11 protein-coding genes and 1 pseudogene are annotated in these 10,516 nt (G+C 66.6%); 5 read left to right on the forward strand and 7 right to left on the reverse strand.

What is annotated here, in order from left to right:
* Positions 1-26 precede the first annotated feature (26 nt).
* From sulP to IV113_RS10465, 4 genes are read right to left on the reverse strand one after another with little or no spacing between them, the layout of a single operon-like run.
* The gene (gene sulP, locus IV113_RS10450) at positions 27-1,763 is read right to left on the reverse strand and encodes a sulfate permease (RefSeq protein WP_291084139.1); all 1,737 of its coding nucleotides are present in this window, start codon (positions 1,761-1,763) and stop codon (positions 27-29) included.
* Between the two features lie 10 nt (positions 1,764-1,773).
* The gene (locus IV113_RS10455; RefSeq protein ID WP_291084142.1) at positions 1,774-2,208 is read right to left on the reverse strand and encodes a YeeE/YedE family protein; all 435 of its coding nucleotides are present in this window, start codon (positions 2,206-2,208) and stop codon (positions 1,774-1,776) included.
* An 11-nt stretch (positions 2,209-2,219) separates the two neighbouring features.
* Positions 2,220-2,657 carry a YeeE/YedE family protein gene (locus tag IV113_RS10460; RefSeq protein ID WP_291084144.1) on the reverse strand — a complete coding sequence of 146 codons (438 nt, stop codon included), beginning with the start codon at positions 2,655-2,657 and terminating at the stop codon, positions 2,220-2,222.
* Positions 2,654-2,980, reverse strand: coding sequence for a metalloregulator ArsR/SmtB family transcription factor (locus tag IV113_RS10465; RefSeq protein WP_291084147.1), 327 nt, complete (start codon positions 2,978-2,980; stop codon positions 2,654-2,656). Before IV113_RS10465 ends, IV113_RS10460 begins: the two co-directional genes overlap by 4 nt.
* A gap of 94 nt (positions 2,981-3,074) precedes the next feature.
* Between IV113_RS10465 and IV113_RS10470 the strand changes: the two genes are divergently transcribed.
* Positions 3,075-3,950 carry an MBL fold metallo-hydrolase gene (locus IV113_RS10470; RefSeq protein WP_291084150.1) on the forward strand — a complete coding sequence of 292 codons (876 nt, stop codon included), beginning with the start codon at positions 3,075-3,077 and terminating at the stop codon, positions 3,948-3,950.
* A 9-nt stretch (positions 3,951-3,959) separates the two neighbouring features.
* Here the strand turns inward: IV113_RS10470 and IV113_RS10475 are convergent, their stop codons facing one another.
* Entirely contained in the window at positions 3,960-4,349 is a 390-nt protein-coding gene (locus IV113_RS10475) for a hypothetical protein (protein ID WP_291084153.1), read from the reverse strand.
* Positions 4,350-4,477: 128 nt separating this feature from the next.
* Here IV113_RS10475 and IV113_RS10480 point away from each other — a divergent pair, with 128 nt between their 5' ends.
* The 4 genes from IV113_RS10480 to IV113_RS10495 all read left to right on the forward strand — a co-directional run bounded on the left by IV113_RS10480 (position 4,478) and on the right by IV113_RS10495 (position 9,407).
* On the forward strand, positions 4,478-6,154 hold the full coding sequence (locus IV113_RS10480; RefSeq protein WP_291084157.1) for an alpha/beta hydrolase: 1,677 nt from the start codon (positions 4,478-4,480) through the stop codon (positions 6,152-6,154).
* A gap of 123 nt (positions 6,155-6,277) precedes the next feature.
* The gene (locus tag IV113_RS10485) at positions 6,278-7,615 is read left to right on the forward strand and encodes a tetratricopeptide repeat protein (protein WP_291084160.1); all 1,338 of its coding nucleotides are present in this window, start codon (positions 6,278-6,280) and stop codon (positions 7,613-7,615) included.
* 100 nt (positions 7,616-7,715) lie between these two features.
* Positions 7,716-7,994, forward strand: a complete 279-nt coding sequence (locus IV113_RS10490) for a DUF2917 domain-containing protein (protein WP_291084163.1) — start codon at positions 7,716-7,718, stop codon at positions 7,992-7,994.
* A gap of 177 nt (positions 7,995-8,171) precedes the next feature.
* A complete protein-coding gene (locus IV113_RS10495) occupies positions 8,172-9,407 on the forward strand; it encodes a phospholipase D-like domain-containing protein (RefSeq protein WP_291084196.1) in 1,236 nt (411 codons plus the stop codon).
* A gap of 58 nt (positions 9,408-9,465) precedes the next feature.
* Here IV113_RS10495 and IV113_RS10500 read toward each other — a convergent pair whose 3' ends face one another.
* Together IV113_RS10500 and IV113_RS10505 are read right to left on the reverse strand one after the other, a co-directional pair.
* Positions 9,466-10,134 (reverse strand): pyridoxamine 5'-phosphate oxidase family protein, encoded by a 669-nt coding sequence (locus IV113_RS10500; RefSeq protein WP_291084165.1) that lies wholly within the window; start codon positions 10,132-10,134, stop codon positions 9,466-9,468.
* 10 nt (positions 10,135-10,144) lie between these two features.
* Positions 10,145-10,516 (reverse strand): annotated as a pseudogene (locus IV113_RS10505) (carbon-nitrogen hydrolase family protein); the annotation flags it as partial.

Here is a 10,516-nt window from a genome sequence, read left to right on the forward strand (position 1 = left end):
ATGTTCCTTTGAGTTGACGAGCGAGTTTACGCGTCAGACACCTCGCGGGCGAGTTCCTGGATGGCCTGGAAGTGCGTCAGGAACACCTGCCCGCCGAGGTCCTGCAGCAGGTGCGTGCGCCGCAGCCGGTCCATCACCGGACCTTTCACTTCGCTCAGGTGCAATTGCAGTCCTGCATCGCGCAGGCGGTGGTTGATGGCCTCCAGGCTCTCCAGCGCGCTGGCGTCGATGTCATTGATGGCCGAACACTGCAGCACCACATGTCTGAGCGCGGGGTGTGTGGCCACGGCGTCGTTGACACGGTCTTCCAGCGCGCGCGAATTGGCGAAGTAGAGGCTCTCGTCGACCCGCAGGCTGAGCACCTGCGGGCTCACCAGCACGGGGTGGCGCAGCACGTTGCGGAAGTGCTCGGTGCCCGGCACCAGCCCCACCTCGGCAATGTGCGGGCGGCTGGTGCGGTACAGGTGGAGCGCCAGCGACACCGCCACACCCACCACCAGACCGACCTCGACGCCTTGCAGCAGCGTCGCCAGCAAGGTGGCAAGCACGGCGGTGAAGTCGGGCTTGGACCAAGCCCAGGTCTTGCGGAAGATGCTGAAGTCCACCAGCGAGAGCACGGCCACCACGATGGTGGCGGCCAGCGTGGCCTGTGGCAGGTGGTACAGCGCCGGGGTGAGGAAGAGTGAGGCCAGCAGGATGCCGATGGCGGTGAACACACCGGCGGCTGGTGTCTGCGCGCCGGCGTCGAAGTTGACCACCGAGCGGGCAAAGCCACCGGTCACGGGGAAGCCACCGGTGAACGCCGCGCCCAGGTTGCTCGCGCCCAGCGCCACCAGTTCCTGGTCGGGCTCGATGCGCTGGCGTCGTTTGGCCGCCAGCGTCTGACCGACCGACACCGACTCCACGAAGCCCACCACGCTGATGAGCAGCGCGGGCACCAGCAACGATTGCCACAAGGCCATGTCGAACAGCGGCAGGGTGAAGGGTGGCAGGCCCTGGGGCACGGTGCCCACGATCTTCACGCCCTGCGCCTCCCAGTGCAGCGCCCAGGTGAGCACAGCCGTGATGGCAATCGCCGCCACCGGGCCGGTCTTGGCGATCACGTCGGCCGTGCGGGCTTGCAGGCCGATGCGCACGAGCAGAGGCTTGAGTCCGCTGCGCACCCAGAACAGGAAGGCCACGGTGAGCCCACCCATGGCCAGCGTGAGGATGTGTGTCTGGCCGGCTTGCGACCACAGCGACCGAGCCAGATCGAGGAAGTTGTGGCCTTCGGCTTTCACGCCCATCAGGGTCTTGAGCTGGCTGGCCGCAATCAGCAGACCCGAGGCCGAGATGAAACCCGAGATCACCGGGTGGCTCAGGAAGTTGGCGAGGAAGCCCAGGCGCAGCAGCCCCATGAGCAACAGCATGGCACCGGAGAGAAACGCCAGTGTGATGGCCACGGCCCAGTACTCGGGTGTGCCCGCCATGGCGTGCTGGCCAATGGCTGCGGCCGTCATGAGCGAGACCACCGCCACCGGGCCCACGGCCAGCACACGGCTGGTGCCCAGGAGTGCGTAGAGCAGCAGCGGCGCCACGCTCGCATAGAGGCCGACCTCGGGCGGCAGGCCCGCGAGCATGGCGTAGGCCAGGCTCTGGGGGATCAACATGATGGTGACAATCAGCGCCGCCACGCCATCGCCGAGCAGCGTGTCGCGGTTGTACTGGTGACCCCACCGCAGCAGAGGCAGCGAGGGCAACCATCGGCGCCAGTTCGTCGTCATGCGCGTTGCGTCAGTGAGCGGCTTGCGGACGGTGCAACGTGCGGTCGGCCACCTCGTACAGCAGCATGCCGGCCACCATGGCCGCCACGAACACCGCCGCCTTGATCTCACCCGAGGCCATGGACACGAGGCCCGGGCCCGGGCAGAAACCCGCCAGACCCCAGCCCGCGCCGAAGGTCAGGCCGCCCAGCACCAGACGCCGGTCGATCTGGGTCGCCTTGGGCAGGTGCAGGGCGCCACCGAGGAAGTTGGTGGTGCGCTTGCGGGCCAGCGCGAAAGCGAAGAAGCCGACCGCGATGGCGCCGCCCATGACAAACGCGAGTGAGGGGTCCCAGATGCCGAAAAGGTCCAGGAAGCCCAGCACCTTGGCCGGGTCCGTCATGCCGGAGAGCAGCAGGCCCAGGCCGAACAACAGGCCCACGAAGAATTCGGTGATGCGGTGCATGTGTGTGCTCCTTACAGAACGTGGCGAACCACGAAGACCATGGCAAAGCCCGCGCCCATGAAGGCGAGCGTGGCCACCAATGAACGGGGAGACAGGCGCGAGAGCCCACACACGCCGTGCCCACTGGTGCATCCCGATCCATAACGGGTGCCCAGGCCGACGAGCAGACCGGCCGCGACGATGGCGACAAAACCCGCGTCGATGGTCGGCGCTTTCACGAAGCCGGCGGGCGCCAGCCAGCCGACAACCAGCGGCGCGCTGAACAGGCCCAGCAGGAAGGTGATGCGCCAGCCCGCGTCACCGGCCTTGGGGCTGAGCAGTCCGCCGAGGATGCCGCTGATGCCCAGCACGCGGCCGTTGACCAGGATGAAGAGCGCCGAGGCCACGCCCAGCAGGATGCCGCCGGACAACGAGGCCCAGGGGGTGAAGTTCGCCCAATCGATGTTCATGACTTTCTCCTTGGCGTACCGCAAAACTGTGCGTACAGCACCTGCATCACCGCCAGCGCCTGAGGGCTGTCGAGCAGGTAATAAATGTTCTTGCCGTCGCGGCGCGTGCTCACCAGCGCCTCGTCGCGCAACACGGTGAGTTGCTGCGACAGCGTGGGCTGCACGATGCCCAGCAGCTCCTCCAGCTCGCCCACGCGGTGTTCGCCCTGGGACAGCTGGCACAGGATGAGCAGGCGGTCCGGGTTGGACAGCACTTTCATGAGTCGGCAGGCGTCGGCGGCGGCGGCCTGCATGTCTTCCAGGTCGAGGGTGGCGCGTTTCATCGTGTGTGCTCTCCGGTTGAACGAAGGCTACAGTTTATTGACAAACAATATATCTGTCAATAAACTATCAACAACTTGTTTGAAGGAGCCCTTCATGACCGCACCCACCCTCTCGCCCCAGGTTCACGGCCTGTTCGATCCCGCCACCTGGACCGTGACTTACGTGGTCCACAACGGCCCGGGCAGCGAATGCGCCATCATCGATTCGGTGCTCGACTACGACCCCAAGTCGGGTCGCACACGCCACGCCTCCGCCGACCAGGTGATCGACTACGTGCGCTCCTTCGACCTGCGCGTGAGGTGGATCCTGGAGACCCACGCGCACGCCGATCACCTCTCGGCCGCGCCCTACCTGCGCGCGCAACTCGGCGGGCAGATTGCCATCGGTGGTCACATCACGGACGTGCAGAAGGTGTTCAAGGGCATCTTCAACCTGGAGCCCGAATTCAAACTCGACGGCTCGCAGTTCGATCACCTGTTTGACGAGGGCGACACCATCGAACTGGGTGAACTGCGCGGCAGCGTGATGTATGTGCCCGGCCACACGCCGGCCTGCGTGGCCTATCGGTTCGGCGACGCGGTGTTCGTGGGCGACACCCTCTTCATGCCGGATGTGGGCACGGCGCGCTGCGACTTCCCAGGCGGCGACGCCAGGGCGCTCTATGCCTCCACCCGCAAGCTGCTGAGCCTGCCGCCCCAGACCCGCCTGTTCATGTGCCACGACTACCCGCCCACCGACCGAGCGGTGGCCTTCGAGACCACGGTGGCCGAACAGCGCGCCAGGAACATCCATGTGCACGACGGCGTGAGCGAGGCCGAGTTCGTGTCCCTGCGCACCCAGCGCGACGCCACGCTGGAGATGCCCACCCTGATCCTGCCCTCGGTGCAGATCAACATCCGTGCGGGCGAATTGCCGCCGAAGGAAGCCAACGGTGTGGCCTACGCCAAGATCCCGCTCAACGTGCTGTAAGGCCCCGCGTCAAGGGTGAGCGCCGTAGTAAGAGGTGCCACCACCGGCCCAGCGGCCGGCTTCGGACGTTGCGCGTTCATGCAGGCGTTTGAGCGAGCGCGCTGCCGCGTTGGGGGTGGCAGGCGCGGAGAGCGCCGCCTCGGCTTGCGCCATGGTGTCCTGGATGGTCTGGATGAATTGGGCGCGGGCCGCCGGCTGGCTGCGGAATGCGTTCACGCACGCGGGAGAAGTCTCCAGGATCAAACCTTCTGCCACCACCCGCATGCAGTCCCGTGCAAAGTCCAGCTCCTGGCTGCACGCGGTGTGGTGCACCACCAGTCCGGCGCAGAACAGCAATGCGCCACCCAGGGCCACGCGATGGGCGGGCTCCCTGGTTGTTGATGCTGTGCGGCCGGCCATCCATGAATTCTCGGCCCGCGCCCCCGCTGGAGGGTGCTCACGCGACGCCGCTGGACGGGTTCATTGCACCGCTGGTGCACTTGCCCAGGCGTCAGGCGGGTTGTCATGGGAGGTCTACAATTTTTTCCATGCCGACAGGTACACCGAACGATGCCATGAATGCCGCGCCGCGAGAGCCCGGTGGGCGTCGCCGCGTCGACATCCGGTGCAAGAGCTATCCGACGATCCAGGTCGACGGGCAGCCGGTGGCTCTCAAGCTCAAGCGCGGCCTGGCGCTGCTGGTGTACCTGGACGAGCTGGCGCGCAAGGTGGCGCGCACGCAATTGGCCGAGACGCTGTGGCCCGACGCGCCACCCGACACCGCGCGCGCCCGGCTGCGCCGTCTGTGCCACGAAGTCAATGGCGTGCTGGGCCTCGATCTGGTGGAGGGCGATGCGGACGCGCTCTGGCTCGATACCACAGAGTGCAGCGTGCAGTCCGACGTCGCCCGGGTCCGCCAGAGCGCACAACAGCTGCTCGGCACGCCGAACGAAGCCCGCTCGCACGAGACGCTGGAGCACCTGCTGGCGAGTGATTCGCACCGTGTGCTGGATGGTTTCGAACTTGACTCCGATGTGTTCAGCGCCTGGCAGGATGTGCGGCGCAGCGAGCAGGAACGCCTGGTGGCGCGCGCGCTCAGCCGCGCGGCCGAGCACCTGTGCGCCAGCGGCCAGCCAGCCCTGGCGGCCGAAGCTGCCGCGCGCCTGATCGCCCTGGATGCGCTGGCTGACATGGGCCACGCCGCGCTGCTGACGGCCCGCTCCCAGCTCGGGGACGCCGCGGGCGTCGAGGCCGCGTACTTCGCCTGTGCCGAGGTCCTCCGCAACGAGTTGGGCATCCGGCCCTCAGCCAACATCGAGACCACCTATGCAGACGCCCGGGCCCAGCTCGCCGTGCGGCCCGAACAGCGCACGACACGCCCCAGTCTGTCGCCGCCGATCCGGTTTGCCGACAGCGCCGACGGTTCGGTTGCCTACCTCGAACTCGGCAGCGGCGACACCACGCTCGTGATCCTGTTCGGGCTGTGGTCTCACCTGGAGGTGTCCTGGGAGGAGCCGCGCATCCGCGCCATCCTCGACCGCCTGTCGCGCTCGATGCGCGTGGTGCTGGTCGATCGCCGTGGCACCGGCCTGTCCGACCGGATCAACCAGCAACAGTCCGCGCGCGCCGGTGTCGAGGACATCGATGCGGTGCGCCGGGCGCTCGGCGTGGAGCAGGTGTGGTTGCTGGGCAATTCGGTGGGGGGCGCGATTGCGATCGAGTACGCCTCGGTGTTTCCCACGCGGGTGCAGGGCCTGATGCTGTACGGCACCGGCGCGCGCGGCACCTGGGCGCCCGACTACCCCTGGGCACTCACCGAGCAGCAACAGAAGAAGTGGCTGCACGAGCTGCAGTCCTCGTGGGGAGGTGCCACGAGCCTGGCGCAGTTCGCCCCCTCCATGGTGGACGACCAGGCCACCCGCGACTGGTGGGCGCGCATGCTGCGCCAGTCGGCTTCGAAGAACGGCATCCCCTTGCTGCTGCGCGCGCTCGGCGGCACGGATGTGTGCGCGCGCCTGCCGGCGCTGCAGGTGCCCACGCTGGTGCTGCAGCGCAAGGACGATCTCATCGTGCGTGAGGGCGCGGGGCGCTACCTGGCTTCGCACATACCGGGCGCGCAATTCGTGCTGCTCGAGGGCATCGACCATCCCCTCTGGTATGGGGACACCTCGGCCGCGCTGGACGAGATGGAGCGCTTCGTGCAGGCGCATCGCCAGGTTTCCTGAAGCAAAGGACTTTCAGCGGACGGTCGCTTCCTAAGCTGACCGCGTCGGGTGGGCCATGCGGCCGATACCGATGCTCGACCCCGTGTCGAGCCCCCCTTTCAGTCCCCCTCAGGAGAAACCATCGTGACTTTCAAAGACCTTCGCGGCGAAACGCTGTCCACCGTGCACGCGGCCTCGGCCATGGCGTACGACCACACGCTTGACCTGCTTAACAGCTTTCGCGCCGACCCGCTCGCCGCCATCACGCCCGTGTTGGCACAAGACCCCGACTTCATCTCCGGCCACCTGCTGCTGGCCGGCATGATGCTGGGCACTTACGACCCGAACATGAACGCACCCGCGCTCGCCAGCCTCGACAACGCGGCCGCCAGCGCGTTGGCGCCGACCGCGCGCGAGCAGTCGCTGCACGCCGCGCTGCGCGCGTGGGCCGATGGCGACATGATCGGCGGCAGCCGCCGGCTCGACCGCCACCTCATCGACCATCCGCGCGACCTGCTGGCCCTGCAGCTCGCGCACACCGCTGACCTGGCGCTGGGCTACACGACCATGTTGCGCGACCGCATCGCCCGGGCCCTGCCGGCCTGGAGCGAGAGCGATGCCAGCTACGGTTACGTGCTGGGCATGCAGGCGTTTGGCCTTGAGGAGTGCTTTGCCTACGATCAAGCCGAAGAGGTTGGCCGACGCGCGGTGTCCTTGCAGCCGCACGACACCTGGGCCGTGCACGCCGTGGCCCACGTGTGCGAGATGCAAGGTCGCGCGGATGACGGCATCCAGTGGATGAACGAAACCCGTGGCGCCTGGGAAGCCAACAACGGCCTGGCCGTGCACAACCACTGGCACCTGGCCTTGATGCACCTTTCCCGAGGTGAACACGCTGCCGCGCTGGCCCTGTACGACAAGGCGGTGGCGCCCGCACCCACCGCGCTCGCGCTCGACCTGGCCGATGCCAGCGCCCTGCTCTGGCGCCTGGTGATGCGCGGCGTCGACGTTGGCCCGCGGTGGCTGTCGCTCGCGCAGCGCTGGCGCACGCAGGGCGTGTTTGGCGCGGTGGGCTTTCTCGACGTGCACGCGGCCATCAGCTTGGCGGCCGCCGGCGACAGAGAGGGCATGGCTCAACTGATGCGCGCAGGCGCGGATGCGGCCGCCCGCCCCGGTGCTTTTGCCGAATGGAGCGCGGTGGCGATGCCGGCCAGTGAGGCGATCACCGCCATGGTGGCCGGCGAGCACACACGCTGCCTCGACCTGTTGATGCCGGTCTTGCCGGTGGCGCAGGCGCTCGGCGGCAGCCACGCACAGCGCGACCTGCTCACGCTGACCGCACAGGAAGCCGCACAACGCGGCGGTCACCATGCCCTGGCGAGTGCGCTGAAGTCGCAGCGGCAGGTGCACCACCTGCCGTTCACGCCGCAACGCAGCGCGGTGCTGTCCCGAGCATCCCGGCGCGCCATCTCCCTGGCGTGATCCCCTCGCCCATCGGGCACGGGGCGGGCACGGGGTCATGTGACCGTGTGCCTGCCTTGCGCCCACAGCAGGCCGTCTTCGCAGGGCCACAGGAACCACCATGAACAACTCGCACGCCGTCCAGCGACTGGCCCACCGCGCCGGCCAGAGCCAGAACCACCCACCCATAGCGATGAAGAAAAACGCCCTCCTGTCGATCGCGCAACCGCTGGGCTACCGGATCGACTGCCTGAAGGGCACGCTGTGGATCACCCAGGACGGGTATCCGCAAGATGTCATTCTTGGCGCAGGTGAACACCACGTCACCGACCACCGTCCGCGCCTGATCGTGCAGGCGCTGGAATCGGGTGTCATACGCATCAGCGCCCGCCCGGCGTGAACCTCGGATCGAGGGTCCGTCGAGCGTCCTTCGCGGGCAGAATGCGGGCATCACCCGTGGCGCTGGCTGTTCCAGCACCTCTTGGGGCGGTCACTCGAAGGGCTTTCCATGGGATGGGCAATGAAACGCATGACCCGCGGGCCGAGCTGGCTGCTGGTGGTCGTGCTCGCGGCCGTCATGGCGCTGGTGGGTGGCGTGCTCGTGTCCAATTTCATGGGCGGAGAGAAAAAGATCGATCGTCACGTCGAGCGTCTTTACGGGCTGGACGATCCCCGCTTCATACAGGAGCTGGGCGTGCTGCTCGGGCCGACGTTCCTGCAAGGCAACCGGGTTCAGGCGCTGTTGAATGGCGATGAGATTTTCCCGCCCATGCTCAAGGCCATCCGGGAGGCGAAGACCTCCATCACCTTCGAGACCTACATCTACTGGTCGGGTGACATCGGCCGCGAGTTTGCCCAAGCGCTCTCGGAGCGGGCCCGCCAAGGTGTGAAGGTCCACGTGTTGCTGGACTGGGTGGGCAGCGGCAAGATGGACGACGGCCTGATCGACGCCATGACGGCGGCGGGCGTGAAGGTTCGCAAGTTTCATCCACCCCATTGGTCACACCTCGGGCGGCTGAACAACCGGACGCACCGCAAGCTGTTGATCGTCGACGGCACGGTTGGCTTCACGGGTGGGGTCGGTGTCGCACCACAATGGACCGGCAAAGCAGAGGATCCCGACCATTGGCGCGACACGCACTTCGAGGTCCATGGGCCGGTGGTGGCGCAGATGCAGGCGGTGTTCATGGACAACTGGATCAAGGTCACGGGCGACCTGTTGCACGGCCCTGACTTTTTCCCTTCGCTCACGGAGATTGGCCCGAGCCGGGCACAGATGTTCAGCAGTTCGCCCAGTGGCGGCAGCGAGAGCATGCAGCTGATGTATCTGATGGCCCTCACAGCGGCTTCCCGCACGATCGACCTCTCTGCGGCCTACTTCGTGCCGGACGAACTCACCACAGGGGTGCTCGTGGCCGCGATGAAGCGCGGCGTCAAGCTGCGCATCATCGTACCGGGCAAACACATCGACAGCGACACGGTGCGAAGCGCCTCGCGCGCCACCTGGGGCCCTTTGCTCGCGGCGGGAGCCGTCATTGCAGAGTACGAGCCGACCATGTACCACTGCAAGGTGTTGATCGTCGACGGCCTTCTGGTCTCCGTGGGCTCCACCAATTTCGACAATCGATCGTTCCGGCTCAACGACGAGGCCACGCTGAACGTCATGGACGAAGCGTTCGCGAGCCTTCAGACGGTCACTTTTGAAGCCGACCTGGCGCGCTCTCGCCGGGTGACGCTGGAGGAATGGCAAGCGCGTCCCCTCTACGAAAAATGGACTGACGCACTCGCCTCGCTGATCGACACACAACTCTGACGTTCTTCCGTTCCAGAGAGAACCTCGGCAGCCGGTGGTGGCACGAACGGGCGCAAGCTCAAGCGTCCGGGTCTCCCTTGAGCACCATGCCCTCCCATTCCTCCATGCTGATCAACCCGCCTACCGCATCCGCCTTGTTCTGGTCGCGCTTGGGCAGCACGCCCTGTATGGCATCGATGCGCTTCCATCCCGGCGTCGGCTGGTGACCACGGACGGGATCGGGAACGTAACGAGAGCCATCGACACGCTTCATCCGCGGGATGTAGCGGGGGCAATTGGTCAACAGTGCGGCGATCTCCACCTTGACGCCGAATTGCGCGCCGGGCCACAGGCCCACGATGGCAGGGTCGTCGGTCAGCTGAGCGTTGCCTTGAACGCGAAGCCGGCTCGGTGGGTCGAAACTCATGAACAGCATGCCGATCTTCGACGTTGAGGCGACGTTGCCCATCGAGAAGTACATGCCGTTTCCTTCGAAGCAGGGAAACAGCAAGGTCTTGTCATCGGGCATGGCGACAAAGCCCGGGGCACCTCCCTTGAAACTGACAGTGGGCGAGCCCTGAGGGTCCACCGTCGACAGCCAGAAGAACTCGGCCTGTCCGACAAACTTGCGATCGGGAGCCGACAAGCTGTCGTGCACCAGCACCTGCAATTCCGCATTCGCCAGGGCTTCGGTGTCGAAACGCTTTTGGAGCTCGAGGGCTTTTTCGGTATAGGCAAACTGTGTCATGTATCGCTCCTCAAGCCATGCTGGCCGGCGAATCGGAATGCGCGGCTTCCGGCTTCCTGGTGTCGGCTTCGTTGGACGCCAGTCCCTGGATGCCGGATCTGGAGCTCAGCACCACACGCTCGCGCGGTGTGTTGTCCAGCAGCAGGCGCGTCACGTCCGGGCGCGAGTAGTGGCCCGCCGGATCGGCCGCGGCTTTCGAGAGCGAGATCATGCCCAGATCGATGTCGGCCAGAACGAGGCCCTCTTCGTTTTCAGGCAGGATGCTGCCGAGCCGCGAACCGTCCGGGCCGTAGATGCGGGCAAAGCCACCGCCTTCGAGCAAGAGCTGCTTTTGAAGGGGGTCGGTGCACAGCATCTCGTGCATGGCCTTGGAAACCGTAGC

It is taken from the genome of Hydrogenophaga sp. (assembly GCF_018780385.1).
GTDB lineage: Bacteria > Pseudomonadota > Gammaproteobacteria > Burkholderiales > Burkholderiaceae_C > Hydrogenophaga.